This window comes from Paraburkholderia ginsengiterrae (assembly GCF_001645125.1).
In the GTDB taxonomy this organism is placed as follows: Bacteria; Pseudomonadota; Gammaproteobacteria; order Burkholderiales; family Burkholderiaceae; genus Paraburkholderia; species Paraburkholderia ginsengiterrae.
Genome location: NZ_LXKA01000330.1, coordinates 25,602 through 39,234, shown reverse-complemented (window position 1 = coordinate 39,234; position 13,633 = coordinate 25,602). Strand labels below are relative to the sequence as shown.

The 13,633-nt window shown below is 61.3% G+C and carries 12 protein-coding genes and 1 tRNA gene; all 13 read right to left on the bottom strand.

What is annotated here, in order from left to right:
• Positions 1 to 13: 13 nt before the first annotated feature.
• On the bottom strand, positions 14 to 1,078 hold the full coding sequence (nuoH, locus tag A6V37_RS24635) for an NADH-quinone oxidoreductase subunit NuoH (protein ID WP_064272089.1): 1,065 nt from the start codon (positions 1,076 to 1,078) through the stop codon (positions 14 to 16).
• The gene (gene nuoG, locus A6V37_RS24630) at positions 1,079 to 3,412 is read right to left on the bottom strand and encodes an NADH-quinone oxidoreductase subunit NuoG (RefSeq protein WP_064286423.1); all 2,334 of its coding nucleotides are present in this window, start codon (positions 3,410 to 3,412) and stop codon (positions 1,079 to 1,081) included.
• Positions 3,413 to 3,538: 126 nt separating this feature from the next.
• Positions 3,539 to 4,867 carry an NADH-quinone oxidoreductase subunit NuoF gene (gene nuoF, locus A6V37_RS24625; protein WP_064272091.1) on the bottom strand — a complete coding sequence of 443 codons (1,329 nt, stop codon included), beginning with the start codon at positions 4,865 to 4,867 and terminating at the stop codon, positions 3,539 to 3,541.
• A complete protein-coding gene (nuoE, locus tag A6V37_RS24620; protein WP_064272092.1) occupies positions 4,864 to 5,349 on the bottom strand; it encodes an NADH-quinone oxidoreductase subunit NuoE in 486 nt (161 codons plus the stop codon). Before nuoE ends, nuoF begins: the two co-directional genes overlap by 4 nt.
• A 131-nt stretch (positions 5,350 to 5,480) precedes the next feature.
• Positions 5,481 to 6,734: an NADH-quinone oxidoreductase subunit D gene (locus A6V37_RS24615; RefSeq protein ID WP_064272093.1), complete on the bottom strand. Its 1,254-nt coding sequence runs from the start codon at positions 6,732 to 6,734 to the stop codon at positions 5,481 to 5,483.
• 9 nt (positions 6,735 to 6,743) lie between these two features.
• Entirely contained in the window at positions 6,744 to 7,346 is a 603-nt protein-coding gene (locus tag A6V37_RS24610; RefSeq protein ID WP_064272094.1) for an NADH-quinone oxidoreductase subunit C, read from the bottom strand.
• A gap of 21 nt (positions 7,347 to 7,367) precedes the next feature.
• On the bottom strand, positions 7,368 to 7,847 hold the full coding sequence (locus A6V37_RS24605) for a NuoB/complex I 20 kDa subunit family protein (protein WP_006052903.1): 480 nt from the start codon (positions 7,845 to 7,847) through the stop codon (positions 7,368 to 7,370).
• Positions 7,848 to 7,910: 63 nt separating this feature from the next.
• A complete protein-coding gene (locus tag A6V37_RS24600; protein ID WP_025496704.1) occupies positions 7,911 to 8,270 on the bottom strand; it encodes an NADH-quinone oxidoreductase subunit A in 360 nt (119 codons plus the stop codon).
• Positions 8,271 to 8,435: 165 nt separating this feature from the next.
• Positions 8,436 to 8,520: transfer RNA gene (locus tag A6V37_RS24595), tRNA-Leu, on the bottom strand.
• 113 nt (positions 8,521 to 8,633) lie between these two features.
• Positions 8,634 to 9,020, bottom strand: coding sequence for a preprotein translocase subunit SecG (gene secG, locus A6V37_RS24590; RefSeq protein ID WP_064272095.1), 387 nt, complete (start codon positions 9,018 to 9,020; stop codon positions 8,634 to 8,636).
• 82 nt (positions 9,021 to 9,102) lie between these two features.
• Entirely contained in the window at positions 9,103 to 9,882 is a 780-nt protein-coding gene (tpiA, locus tag A6V37_RS24585) for a triose-phosphate isomerase (protein WP_064272096.1), read from the bottom strand.
• Positions 9,883 to 10,014: 132 nt separating this feature from the next.
• The gene (locus tag A6V37_RS24580; protein ID WP_064272345.1) at positions 10,015 to 11,031 is read right to left on the bottom strand and encodes an NAD(P)H-quinone oxidoreductase; all 1,017 of its coding nucleotides are present in this window, start codon (positions 11,029 to 11,031) and stop codon (positions 10,015 to 10,017) included.
• Between the two features lie 128 nt (positions 11,032 to 11,159).
• A complete protein-coding gene (gene pnp / locus A6V37_RS24575; protein ID WP_208607894.1) occupies positions 11,160 to 13,307 on the bottom strand; it encodes a polyribonucleotide nucleotidyltransferase in 2,148 nt (715 codons plus the stop codon).
• Between the last annotated feature and the right edge of the window lie 326 nt (positions 13,308 to 13,633).

The window sequence follows — 13,633 nt, the reverse complement described above, 5'->3', positions numbered from 1 at the left end:
GTTCGTCCGCCCTTTAATTCCAGATATTCAACGGCGACATGATCCAGAAGCCGACCACGATCACCCAGATCACGGTGACGGGCAGAAAGATCTTCCAACCCAGACGCATGATCTGGTCATAGCGGTAGCGCGGGAACGTCGCGCGCACCCAGATGAATACCGACAGCAGCAAGAATACTTTCAGGACCAGCCAGAAGATGCCGGGGATGAACGAGAGAAACTCGAACGGTGCACTCCAGCCGCCGAGGAACAGCACGGAAGCCAGCGCCGAGATCACGATCATGTTGATGTACTCGGCGAGGAAGAACAGCGCGAACGCCATACCCGAGTAATCGATCATGTGACCCGCGACGATTTCCGACTCGCCTTCGACCACGTCGAACGGGTGACGGTTGGTTTCGGCGATACCCGAAATGAAGTAGACGACGAAGGCCGGCAGCAGCGGCAGCCAGTTCCACGAGAGGAACGTCACGCCGTGGCTCGCGAAGATGCCGCGCATCTGCGAACCGACGATGTCCGACAGATTCATCGTGCCCGCGGTCATCATCACGACGACGAGCGCGAAGCCCATCGAGATTTCGTACGACACCATCTGTGCCGCCGCGCGCATCGCACCGAGAAACGCATACTTCGAGTTCGACGCCCAGCCCGCCAGAATCACGCCGTACACGCCGATCGACGAGATCGAGATCGCGTACAGCAGACCCGCGTTGATGTTGCCGAGCACCGCGCCCGCCTGGAACGGAATCACCGCCCAGACCGCGAACGCCGGGACCACCACCATCACGGGGGCGATCAGATAGACCCAGCGGCTTGCCTGAGCAGGCTGAATCACTTCTTTCAGCAACAGCTTCAGCACGTCGGCGATCGGCTGCAGCGAACCACCGGGGCCGACGCGGTTCGGGCCGAGACGCACGTGCATCCAGCCGATCAGCTTACGCTCCCACAGAATCAGGTAAGCCACGCACAGCAGGATCGCGACGGCCACCACCAGGATGCGCACGAGTGCCCACACCGTGGGCCATGCCATACCGAGAAGCTGGGTGCCGCCCGAGTTGATCGTATCGAACAAGCTCATTTACGCCTTCTCCACCACCAGTTCACCGAACAGGCTGCCCAGCGCTGCACCGGCAGGCGTAGCCGCCGATACGCGGACGACCGTCTCCGCAAGATTTGCGTCGCGCACGGCCGGCAACTGCACCGATTGCTCGCCCTGGCGCACGCGCACTGCGTCGCCTTCCTTCAAACCCAGTTTGTCGAACAGCGCCGCCGGCAGACCGGCCGAGTTCGCTGCGCGAGCCGCGGCGGTCAGATGCAGCGACTCAGCGCGACGCACGAGCGCATCGGCGTGATAGATCGGCACATTGGCGATACGCTCGAACTTGCCGTCCGCAGCCTTTGCCGACTTGCCGCGCGCAATCGCGACGCCCGTCTTGTTCGACAGACGCGACTTCAGTTCGCCGTCGCCGAGGGCAGTGGCACGCACTTCTTCCGCTGTGTCGAATTCGAAGCCCGGCACGCCGAGCAGGCTGCCCAGCACGCGCAACACCTTCCATGCCGGACGCGTGTCGCCCAGCGGACGCACCACGCCGTTGAACGTCTGCACCGTACCTTCGGCGTTGACGAACGTACCGGACGTTTCCGTGAACGGGGCGATCGGCAGCAGCACGTCGGCGTAGTCGGCGCCGATCTGGAACGGCGACATCACCACGACCATCTCGGCCTGCTTCAGCGCGGCCAAAGCCTGCGCCGGATTGGCCGTGTCGAACTCCGGTTCGACGTTCAGCAGCACATAACCCTTGCGCGGTTGCTCGAACACTTCGCGAGCGTTCAAACCGCCCTCGCCCGGCAATGCGTTCACCAGATGCGCGCCAACCGTGTTGGCCGTTTCCGTGAGGAAGCCCAGCGTTGCACCGGTCGCGTCCGCGATCCATTGCGCAGCAGCGTGAATGGTTGCGAAGTCCGGGTGACGGGCCGCACCGTTGCCAAGCAGCACGAGGCGGCGCTCGCCGCTTGCGAGCGACTTCGCGGCTTGCTTGTCAGCGTCCGTGGCCTGCGCGCCGGCGAAAGCCTCCGGCAGTGCTGCACCGTTGGCTTCCGACACCGCAGCGGCGATACCGGCCAGCGCGTCGAGCCATGCGGAGGGCGCTGCAACCACCCGCTGTGCTTGCGGAATCAGTGCGTCGTCATTGGTGGCCTGCACGAGCGTGAGCTTCGCGCCGCCCTTCGCAGCCTGGCGCAGACGCGCGGCGAACAGCGGATGATCGCGGCGCAGATCCGAGCCGATAACGAGCGCGGCATCGACGTTCGACAGATCGGCGATAGCGGTGCCGAGCCACGGCGCGCCGTTGACGGGAGCCGAGAAATCCGACTGACGCAGGCGGAAGTCGACGTTAGGCGTGCCGACTGCTTGCGCCAGCTGCTTCAACAGGAACAGTTCTTCGACCGTGCTGTGGGCGCTGCCGAGCGCCGCCAGCGCGTTCGCGCCGTGGTCGCCCTTGATGCCCGTCAGACCCTTGACCACATAGTCCAGCGCGGTCTGCCAGTCGGTCTCGACCCACTGCCCGCCTTGCTTGAGCATCGGCTTCGTCAGACGCTCGGGGCTATTCAGGCCTTCATACGAGAAGCGATCCTTGTCCGAAATCCAGCATTCGTTGATGGCTTCGTTTTCGAACGGCAGAACGCGCATCACGCGGTTGTTCTTCACTTGCACCACGAGGTTCGCGCCGACGGAATCGTGCGGGCTCACCGACTTGCGGCGCGACAGTTCCCACGTGCGGGCGCTGTAGCGGAACGGCTTGCTGGTCAGCGCGCCGACCGGGCACAGATCGATCATGTTGCCCGAGAGTTCGGAGTCGACCGTCTTGCCGACGAACGACGTGATTTCCGAGTGCTCGCCGCGGCCCAGCATGCCGAGTTCCATCACGCCGGCCACTTCCTGGCCGAAACGCACACAGCGCGTGCAGTGGATGCAACGCGACATTTCTTCCATCGAGATCAGCGGGCCGACGTTCTTGTGGAACACCACGCGCTTTTCTTCGCTATAGCGCGATGCCGACTTGCCGTAGCCCACGGCCAGATCCTGCAACTGGCATTCGCCGCCCTGGTCGCAGATCGGGCAATCCAGCGGATGGTTGATCAGCAGGAATTCCATCACGGCTTGCTGGCCCTTCACCGCCTTGTCCGACTTGGTGCGCACGATCATGCCGGCCGACACCGGCGTGGCGCATGCGGGCACGGCCTTCGGCATCTTTTCAACATCGACCAGACACATCCGGCAGTTGGCCGCAATCGACAGCTTCTTGTGATAGCAGAAGTGAGGAATGTACGTGTCGACCTTATGCGCAGCCTGGATCACCATGCTGCCTTCAGGCACCTCTACTTTCTTGCCGTCTATTTCAAGTTCAACCATGATGGTCAATCTTCCTTAACCTGTTACCGCTCAATCGTTCGCCCCGTTCATCGCGTGTGTCATGCGATGAATCCCGCGGTTGACGTATTCTGGTGCGTACCTGTTCAGCGTACGTGTCTAACGCAATCAGGCAGCTACTGTTTCAGACGCCGCCGCCGCGCCGGTATGACCGCCGACGAGGCAATGCTTGTGGGCGACGTGGTATTCGAATTCGTCCCAGTAGTGCTTGAGCATGCCGCGAACCGGCATGGCCGCTGCATCGCCGAGCGCGCAGATCGTGCGGCCCATGATGTTTTCAGCAACCGAGTTCAGCAGGTCCAGATCTTCCGGCCGGCCGAGCCCATGCTCAATGCGATGCACCACGCGGTACAGCCAGCCCGTACCCTCGCGGCAAGGCGTGCATTGACCACATGATTCTTCGTAATAGAAGTAGGACAGGCGCAGCAGCGAGCGCACCATGCAACGTGTCTCGTCCATCACGATGACCGCGCCCGAACCGAGCATCGAGCCGGCCTTGGCGATCGCGTCGTAATCCATGTCGGTCTGCATCATGATGTCGCCCGGAATCACCGGCGCCGACGAGCCGCCAGGAATCACAGCCTTGATCTTCTTGCCGCCGCGCATGCCGCCGGCGAGTTCCATCAGCGTCGAGAACGGCGTGCCGAGCGGAATTTCATAGTTGCCGGGACGCTCGACGTCGCCGGCCACCGAGAAAATCTTCGTGCCGCCGTTGTTCGGCTTGCCGATTTCGAGGTAATTCTGCGGACCGATGGCGAGCAGGAACGGCACTGCCGCGAACGTTTCGGTGTTGTTGATCGTGGTCGGCTTGCCGTACACGCCAAAGCTCGCCGGGAACGGCGGTTTGAAGCGCGGCTGGCCTTTCTTGCCTTCCAGCGATTCGAGCAGCGCGGTTTCCTCGCCACAGATATAGGCGCCGTAACCGTGATGCGCATGCAGTTCGAACGAGAAGCCCGAACCCATGATGTTGTCGCCGAGGAACCCGGCGCGGCGAGCTTCTTCCAACGCTTCTTCGAAGCGTTTGTAGACTTCCCAGATTTCGCCGTGGATATAGTTGTAGCCGACCGTAATACCCATCGCGTACGCGCCGATGGCCATGCCTTCGATCAGCGAATGCGGATTGAAGCGCAGGATGTCGCGGTCCTTGAACGTGCCCGGTTCGCCTTCGTCCGAGTTGCAGACGAGATACTTCTGGCCGGGGAACTGACGCGGCATGAAGCTCCACTTCAGACCGGTCGGGAAGCCTGCGCCGCCACGGCCGCGCAGACCCGACGCCTTGACGTCGGCAATGACCTGCTCGGGCGGAATTTTTTCTTCGAGAATACGGCGCAGCTGGGCGTAGCCGCCGCGCGCCACATAGTCTTCGAGATGCCAGTTGTCGCCGTTCAGGCCGGCGAGAATCAGCGGTTTGATGTGACGGTCGTGTAGAGACGTCATTTCGAAAGTTCCTCGAGCAGCTGGTCGATCTTCGCGCGGCTCATGAAGCTGCACATGCGATGGTTGTTCACCAGCATCACCGGCGCGTCGCCGCACGAGCCCATGCACTCGCCCTCTTTCAGGGTGAATTTGCCGTCGGCCGTGGTTTCGCCGAAGTCGATGCCGAGCTTCTGCTTCAGATAGTCAGCGGCACTGTCGGAGCCGCCGTCCGGGCCGAGCTGGCACGGCAGGTTCGTGCAGAGCGTGATCTTGTACTTGCCGACCGGCTTGGTCTCGTACATCGTGTAGAAGGTCGCCACCTCCTGCACGGCGACTGCTGGCATGCCGAGATAGTCCGCGACGAACTGCATGAGTTCGGGCGACAGCCAGCCATGCTCTTCCTGAGCAGTGGCCAACGCCGACATTACGGCGGACTGTTTCTGATCGGCGGGATACTTCGCGATCGCACGATCGATTTCTTTCAGGCCTTCAGCTGAGATCATTTTCAGACACGACTCTTTCAATTCCTACCGAACGAAAACCCGTCGCTCACATCATGCTGCGACAGACCCGGCGTTCCTTTGCTTGACGCGCGCTTCGGTGCAAACCGAACACGCGCGCCGATGAATACGTCCTAGCGATCCACTTCGCCGAACACGATGTCCTGCGTGCCGATGATCGTCACGGCGTCGGCGATCATGTGGCCGCGCGCCATTTCATCCAGCGTAGACAGGTGCGCGTAGCCCGGCGCGCGGATCTTCAGGCGATACGGCTTGTTGGCGCCGTCCGAAATCAGGTAGATGCCGAACTCGCCCTTCGGATGCTCGACCGCCGCATACGCCTCGCCTTCCGGCACATGGAAGCCTTCCGTGAAGAGCTTGAAGTGGTGAATCAGCTCTTCCATGTTCGACTTCATGCCAACGCGCGACGGCGGCGCAACCTTGTGATTGTCGATCATCACAGGGCCGGGATTCTTACGCAGCCATTCAATGCACTGTTTCACAATCCGTGTGGACTGGCGCATTTCTTCGACGCGAACCAGGTAGCGGTCATAGCAATCGCCATTCACACCGACCGGGATGTCGAAATCCAGCTTGTCATAAACTTCGTACGGCTGCTTCTTACGCAGATCCCACTCGATACCCGAGCCGCGCAACATGGCGCCGGTCATGCCGAGGTTCAGCGCGCGTTCCGGGCTGACCACGCCGATACCGACCAGACGCTGCTTCCAGATCCGGTTGTCGGTCAGCAGCGTTTCGTACTCGTCGACACACTTCGGAAAACGCGTGAAGAAATCGTCGATGAAGTCGAGCAGTGAACCCTGGCGGTTCTCGTTCATCTTCGACAACGCCTTCGCATTGCGAATCTTGGACGCCTTATATTGCGGCATGGCGTCAGGCAGATCGCGATAGACGCCGCCCGGACGGTAGTAAGCCGCGTGCATCCGTGCTCCGGACACCGCTTCGTATACGTCCATCAGGTCTTCGCGTTCGCGGAACGCGTACAGAAACACGGCCATTGCGCCGACGTCGAGCGCGTGCGCGCCGATCCACATCAGGTGGTTCAGCACGCGCGTGACTTCGTCGAACATCACGCGGATGTATTGCGCGCGCACCGGCACGCCGATGCCGAGCAGCTTTTCGATGGCCATCACGTAGCCGTGCTCGTTGACCATCATCGACACGTAGTCGAGACGGTCCATGTACGGCACCGACTGGATGAACGTTTTGGTTTCCGCGAGCTTTTCAGTCGCGCGATGCAGCAGACCGATGTGCGGATCGGCGCGCTGGATGACTTCGCCGTCGAGTTCGAGCACGAGGCGCAGCACACCGTGCGCTGCCGGGTGCTGAGGGCCGAAGTTGAGCGTGTAGTTCTTAATCTCTGCCATGGCGTTCTCTTAGTGTTTCAGACCGCCATAGCGATCCTCGCGGATCACGCGCGGCGTGATCTCCCGCGGCTCGATCGTCACAGGCTGATAGACGACGCGCTTCTCTTCCGCGTCGTAACGCATTTCGACGTAGCCGGAGACGGGGAAATCTTTACGGAACGGGTGACCGATGAAGCCGTAGTCGGTCAGAATGCGGCGCAGATCCGGGTGACCTTCGAAAACGATGCCATACAGGTCGAATGCCTCGCGCTCGTACCAGTTGACCGAATTCCAGATGTCGACGACGGACGGCACGATCGGCATCTCGTCGTCCGGCGCGAACACGCGCAGACGCAAGCGCCAGTTGTTCTGCACCGACAGCAAATGCAGAACGGCCGCAAAACGCGGACCTTCGTACGCGCCGTCGGCATAAGTTTGATAGTCGACGCCGCACAGATCCACGCACTGCTCGAAACCGAGCGAGCGGTCGTCGCGCAGACGCGTTGCCACATTGATGTAGTCGCTTGCTTTCACGACGATCGTCAACTCACCGATTGCCTCGGTAGTGCTCAACAGGAGGCCGCCAAAGGCCGCCTCGAGGTTCGCTTTCAGGGTCTCGAGTTTGCTTGCCATATTGTGGGGGAGGCGTTGGCCTTATTGACGGGCGATTGTGTTGGTGCGGCGAATCTTGGCCTGCAACTGGATCACGCCGTACACCAGCGCTTCCGCGGTCGGCGGGCAACCCGGCACATAAACGTCGACCGGAACGATCCGGTCACAGCCGCGCACCACTGAATACGAGTAGTGGTAGTAGCCGCCGCCATTCGCACACGAACCCATCGAGATCACCCAGCGCGGCTCGGCCATCTGGTCGTAGACCTTGCGCAGAGCCGGCGCCATTTTGTTGCACAGCGTGCCGGCGACGATCATCACGTCCGACTGACGCGGACTCGGACGAAACACCACACCGAAACGGTCGAGGTCATAACGGGCGGCGCCCGCATGCATCATCTCGACCGCGCAACACGCAAGACCGAACGTCATCGGCCACAGCGAACCGGTGCGCGTCCAGTTGATCAGTTTGTCAGCCGTGGTGGTGACAAACCCTTCCTTCAAGACCCCTTCGATACTCATTTGCTTTCCACTCCAGACGGGATGGCAAGCTTTGGCCACCCACGCAAACCGGCGGTTAATCCATCATTCCCAGTCGAGACCGCCCTTCTTCCAGATATAGGCAAAGCCCAGCAGGAATTCGAGCAGGAAAATCATCATTGCCATGAAGCCGGTCCAGCCGATGTCGCGCAGGGCCACACCCCACGGAAACAGGAACGCGGTTTCAAGGTCGAAAATAATGAAGAGAATGGCGACGAGATAGTAGCGCACGTCGAACTTCATGCGCGCATCTTCGAATGCTTCGAAGCCGCACTCGTACGGTGCATTTTTCTCGGTATCGGGCTTGTTGGGACCGAGGATCTTGCCAATACTGACCAGTGCTACGCCTAAACCGGTGCCCACAATGAGGAACAGCAATACGGGGAAATAGGCTGCGAGGTTCAAGACTGTCCTCTATCGGTTAGTTCTGAGTGCCGACAGGAGCATAGCACTCCTGACGCGAAATCACTCCCGAAACGCACATGCAGCAAGCCCAACGCAAGCCACACACGCCAGAAGTGAAAAAAGCCAGCCGAAGCGAAGCAAGCGGCTAGCTTTTAGATAACATTTTGGTGCCGACGGCGAGACTCGAACTCGCACAGCTTTCGCCACTACCCCCTCAAGATAGCGTGTCTACCAATTTCACCACGTCGGCACTGCATGCAATCCGGGAAAACAACTTGTAAAACCCGCGAATCGCTTCAAGACTTAGATTGTAACGCGTCTAAACAGATTGTTCAACGCACAAAAGCACTTTGAACGAAAAATTTATTTCGGCACGTCGGTAGCCGGGACGGACGCAGCCGAGGCCGGCAGAACAGCCGAACCACCTGCAGGTGCCGCAGCAGCGGACACGCCAGAAGCCGCGACTGGGGCAGTCACTGTCGCGCCCAGCAAGCCAGCAGAAGGCTTCGCCCGATATGCACCGAGGTAGGTGAGCGTCAGCGTGGTGACGAAAAACACCGCCGCCAGCACCGCCGTTGTCCGCGACAAAAAGTTCGCCGAACCGGTTGCGCCGAACAGACTGCCCGACGCGCCACTACCGAAAGCAGCGCCCATATCGGCGCCTTTGCCGTGTTGCAGCAAGACGAGGCCGATGACCCCGAGTGCCGACAACAGCTGAACGACGATAATCAATGTTTTCAAATACAGCATCACACTCACCTGAGTCTTTATTTAACCGCGCCACACACGACGTGCCGCACGGCAGGGGGTCATCCTCGCCACGACGTCCTGCTTAACCGGCGACGCTTGTTGCGGCCGCCGCCTTGCAGATCGCCAGGAAATCCTGGTCTTTCAACGACGCGCCACCAATCAGGCCACCGTCGATATCCGGCTGGCGGAACAATTCTTCCGCATTTTCCGGTTTCACACTGCCGCCATACAACAGCGACACATTCGCCACGGCTTCGCCCTTCGCCGCCAGACGTTCACGCAGGAATGCGTGCACGGCCTGCGCCTGCTCCGAGGTCGCACTCTTGCCGGTGCCGATCGCCCAGACCGGCTCATACGCGACGACAATTCGCGCCGCTTCCTGCACAGACAACTTCGCCAGCACTTCATCCAGTTGCGCGCCGACCACCTGCTCGGTCGAACCGGCTTCGCGCTCTGCGAGCGTTTCGCCGACACAGACGATCGGCGTCAAGCCTGCTTCCAGCGCGCGCTGCGTCTTCACCGCTACCAGCTCGGCGCTTTCGCGATGATAGGCGCGACGCTCCGAGTGCCCAACGATCGCGAGCGTGGCGCCGAATTCCACCACCATCGGTGCAGCCACTTCGCCGGTGTAGGCGCCATGCGTAAATGCGGAGACGTCCTGCACGCCCCACACGACGCAGCTACCTTCCAGCAACGATTGCGTCTGCGCGAGATACGGGCTCGGCACACAAACCCCAACACGCACGTCAGCCGGCAATTCACCCGCGCCCTGCGCCACGGCTTGCAAAAGCGCGGCATTCTCGGCGAGGCGCCCGTGCATCTTCCAGTTACCGACTACCAGTTTGGCTCGTTGTTTCGACATCGTCTCGTCTTGTCTTGACGGCGGAACTGGCTGGCGCATGGTTTGCGCTGACAGCCCGCCTTTCGGATTCACGCGGCGTGCGCAAAACGCGCAATTTTACTGCGTGGGGTGGATCGGGTCAAACCGGCCGTGTCAAGCGTCCTGACCCCAAGACAGTACGATCTTGCCAACGTGCGTACTGCTTTCCATCAACGCATGCGCATCGGCAGCCTGCACGGCCGGAAACGCGCGATACACGACAGGCTTGATACGGCCGTCTTCCAGCAGAGGCCACACGCGCTCATGCAACTGCGCGGCAATCTTCGCCTTGAACTCGACCGGCCGCGGGCGCAACGTCGAGCCGGTGATCGTCAGACGGCGGCGCAGCACCTCGTTCAGATTCACTTCCGCCTTCGCGCCGCCGAGCAGCGCTATCACGACGATGCGGCCGCCGTCGGCGAGAGCCGCGAGTTCGCGCGGCACGTAGTTGCCCGCCACCATATCGAGAATCACGTCGACGCCACGATCATTGGTGAGCGACTTGATCACTTCGACGAAATCTTCGGTCTTGTAGTTGATGGCACGTTCGGCGCCCAACGCCTCACAAGCACGGCACTTCTCGTCCGAGCCGGCGGTTGCGATCACGCGGAAACCGAGCGCGTGCGCAATCTGGATCGCGGTTACGCCAATGCCGCTGGAGCCGCCCTGCACAAGCAGGGTTTCGTTCGGAGCGCCCTCACCCTTGCCGAGTTGCGCACGATCGAACACATTGCTCCAGACCGTGAAGAAAGTCTCCGGCAGCGAGGCCGCCTCGACATCCGACAAGCCCACCGGCACGGGCAGGCACTGCAGCAGTGGCGCGGCCGCGTATTCCGCGTAGCCGCCGCCGGCCAGCAACGCACACACGCGATCGCCGATTTTCAGACCGAAGGGATTGTTCTTTTCGTCGATCGACCCGCCGACGATCTCGCCCGCCACTTCCAGCCCCGGGAGGTCCGACGCGCCCGGCGGCGGCGCATAGCCACCTTTGCGCTGAAACACGTCCGGACGGTTGATGCCGGATGCCGCCACCTTGATCAGTACCTCGCCCGCTTTCAGTTGCGGCGTTGGCCGTTCTGCCAGCTTGAGGACGTCCGGTGCACCGAATTCCGTGATTTCGATCGCTTTCATCTGCGTCAACTCCAAGATTGGATTGCGTTGCATGCCGGCACCCCCGCCTGCAACGCAATCCACCCTGCAGCCTACATAAAAAACGGCCGGGACGCTTTTGCGCCACCGGCCGTTGACCCGCTACCGCATTACTGCGGCGTCGGCTCGCCTTGCGGCGCGCCGTTTGCGGCTTCGTTCAGCAACGCCTTGGCCGACAAACGCACGCGGCCCTTTTCGTCCGTCTGGATGACCTTGACCTTCACTTGCTTGCCGTCCTTCAGGTAGTCGTTGATGTCCTTGATACGCTCGTTGGCAATTTCGGAGATGTGCAGCAGACCGTCCTTGCCCGGCAGGATGTTCACGATCGCGCCGAAATCGAGCAGCTTGAGCACGGTGCCTTCGTACACCTGGCCCACTTCGACTTCCAGCGTGATGTTCTCGATACGCTTCTTCGCTTCGGCCATCCCTTCGCTGCTCGTGCTTGCGATGGTAACGACGCCGTCGTCCGAAATATCGATCGTCGTGCCGGTTTCTTCGGTCAGCGCGCGGATCACCGAACCACCCTTGCCGATCACGTCGCGGATCTTTTCCGGATTGATCTTGATGGTGATCATGCGCGGTGCGAACTCCGACAATTGCGTGTTCGCGCCCGACACGGCCGAGGTCATCTTGCCGAGGATGTGCATACGGCCTTCCTTCGCTTGCGCGAGAGCGACCTGCATGATTTCCTTGGTGATGCCCTGGATCTTGATGTCCATCTGCAGCGCGGTCACGCCTTGCTCGGTACCCGCCACCTTGAAGTCCATGTCGCCGAGGTGATCTTCGTCGCCGAGGATGTCGGTCAGCACGGCAAACTTGTTGCCTTCCAGGATCAGGCCCATGGCGATGCCGGCCACGTGCGCCTTCATCGGCACGCCTGCGTCCATCAGCGCGAGGCAGCCGCCGCACACCGAAGCCATCGACGAGGAACCGTTCGATTCGGTGATTTCCGACACGACGCGAATCGAGTAGCCGAATTCGTCGGCGCTCGGCAGGCAGGCAGCCAGCGCGCGCTTGGCCAGACGGCCGTGACCGATTTCACGACGCTTGGGCGAACCCACGCGGCCCGTTTCGCCGGTCGCGAACGGAGGCATGTTGTAGTGGAGCATGAAGCGTTCGCGGTACTCGCCTTCGAGCGCGTCGATGTTCTGCTCGTCGCCCTTCGTGCCCAGCGTGGCCACCACCAGCGCTTGCGTTTCGCCGCGCGTGAACAGTGCCGAGCCGTGCGTACGCGGCAGCACGCCGGTACGGATTTCGATCGGGCGCACGGTACGCGTGTCGCGGCCGTCGATACGCGGCTCGCCGTTCAGGATCTGCGTACGGACGATCTTCGCTTCGATATCGAACAGCACATTGCCGACGGTTGCCTTGTCGGCCGCCACCGTGCCGCCTGCTGCGGCATCTTCTTCCAGCTTCGCCGACGTTGCTGCGTAGACTTCCTTCAGCTTGGTCGAACGTGCCTGCTTGTCGCGAATCTGGTAAGCGGCGAGCAGATCCGCTTGCGCCAGTTCCGTCACGCGTGCGATCAGCGGCTCGTTCTTCGCGGCCGGCTTCCAATCCCATTCCGGCTTACCGCCTTCGCGGACCAGTTCGTGGATCGCGTCGATCGCGATCTGCATTTGCTCATGGCCGAACACCACGCCGCCGAGCATCACTTCTTCGCTCAGCTGCTGCGCTTCCGATTCCACCATCAGCACCGCGCGTTCCGTACCGGCGACGATCAGGTCGAGTGCCGATTCCTTCATTTGCGGACGCGTCGGGTTCAACACGTATTCGTTGTTGATGTAGGCCACGCGTGCTGCGCCGACCGGGCCGTTGAACGGCAGACCGGACACGGCGAGCGCCGCCGACGCGCCGATCAGCGCGGGAATGTCAGCGGGGATTTCCGGGTTCAGCGACAGGACGTGGATCACGACCTGAACTTCGTTGTAGAAGCCTTCCGGGAACAGCGGGCGAAGCGGACGGTCGATCAGGCGCGAGATCAGCGTTTCGCCTTCCGAAGGACGGCCTTCGCGACGGAAGAAGCCGCCCGGAATCTTGCCGGCGGCGTAGGTTTTTTCGAGGTAGTCGACTGTCAGCGGGAAGAAGTCCTGACCCGGCTTGGCCGTCTTGGCGCCGACCACGGTGGCGAGCACCACGGTGTCTTCGACGTCGACGATTACCGCACCGCTCGCCTGACGAGCGATTTCGCCGGTTTCGAGGCGAACGTTATGTTGTCCCCACTTAAACTCTTTGACGATCTTATTGAACATAGTCATTGCTTTTCCTCTTCGTAATGCCGCGCGGACCAGAAGCGGCGCGGCAACGCCAGGACCGGCGCCGCATGGGAAGAGTCGTGTTATGCCATTCCAGAGAATCACGCTCTACATGGAGTGCGCGCGAACCGCTGGAATGACACAAACCTCCGCCCTGAAGCCCGGCCGTGTTTCTCTTTCTACTGCCTGCTTGACTGCTTTAGCACTGCACTTACTGCTGCCACCTGCTCCCGCCGCATGAACCGGCATGCCACCGCGGAGAACAGCCGGCGCGCGTCACATGAAGCGCACCGTGAAAAAACAAAATGCCTGTATCAGTGGAACTGACA

What these genes read in the sequence shown, in the direction of transcription:
- nuoH (WP_064272089.1), bottom strand. Translation starts at nt 1,078, where the DNA reads ATGAGCTTGTTCGATACGATCAACTCGGGCGGCACCCAGCTTCTCGGT.
- nuoG (WP_064286423.1), bottom strand. Translation starts at nt 3,412, where the DNA reads ATGGTTGAACTTGAAATAGACGGCAAGAAAGTAGAGGTGCCTGAAGGC.
- nuoF (WP_064272091.1), bottom strand. Translation starts at nt 4,867, where the DNA reads ATGACGTCTCTACACGACCGTCACATCAAACCGCTGATTCTCGCCGGC.
- nuoE (WP_064272092.1), bottom strand. Translation starts at nt 5,349, where the DNA reads ATGATCTCAGCTGAAGGCCTGAAAGAAATCGATCGTGCGATCGCGAAG.
- A6V37_RS24615 (WP_064272093.1), bottom strand. Translation starts at nt 6,734, where the DNA reads ATGGCAGAGATTAAGAACTACACGCTCAACTTCGGCCCTCAGCACCCG.
- A6V37_RS24610 (WP_064272094.1), bottom strand. Translation starts at nt 7,346, where the DNA reads ATGGCAAGCAAACTCGAGACCCTGAAAGCGAACCTCGAGGCGGCCTTT.
- A6V37_RS24605 (WP_006052903.1), bottom strand. Translation starts at nt 7,847, where the DNA reads ATGAGTATCGAAGGGGTCTTGAAGGAAGGGTTTGTCACCACCACGGCT.
- secG (WP_064272095.1), bottom strand. Translation starts at nt 9,020, where the DNA reads ATGCTGTATTTGAAAACATTGATTATCGTCGTTCAGCTGTTGTCGGCA.
- tpiA (WP_064272096.1), bottom strand. Translation starts at nt 9,882, where the DNA reads ATGTCGAAACAACGAGCCAAACTGGTAGTCGGTAACTGGAAGATGCAC.
- A6V37_RS24580 (WP_064272345.1), bottom strand. Translation starts at nt 11,031, where the DNA reads ATGAAAGCGATCGAAATCACGGAATTCGGTGCACCGGACGTCCTCAAG.
- pnp (WP_208607894.1), bottom strand. Translation starts at nt 13,307, where the DNA reads ATGACTATGTTCAATAAGATCGTCAAAGAGTTTAAGTGGGGACAACAT.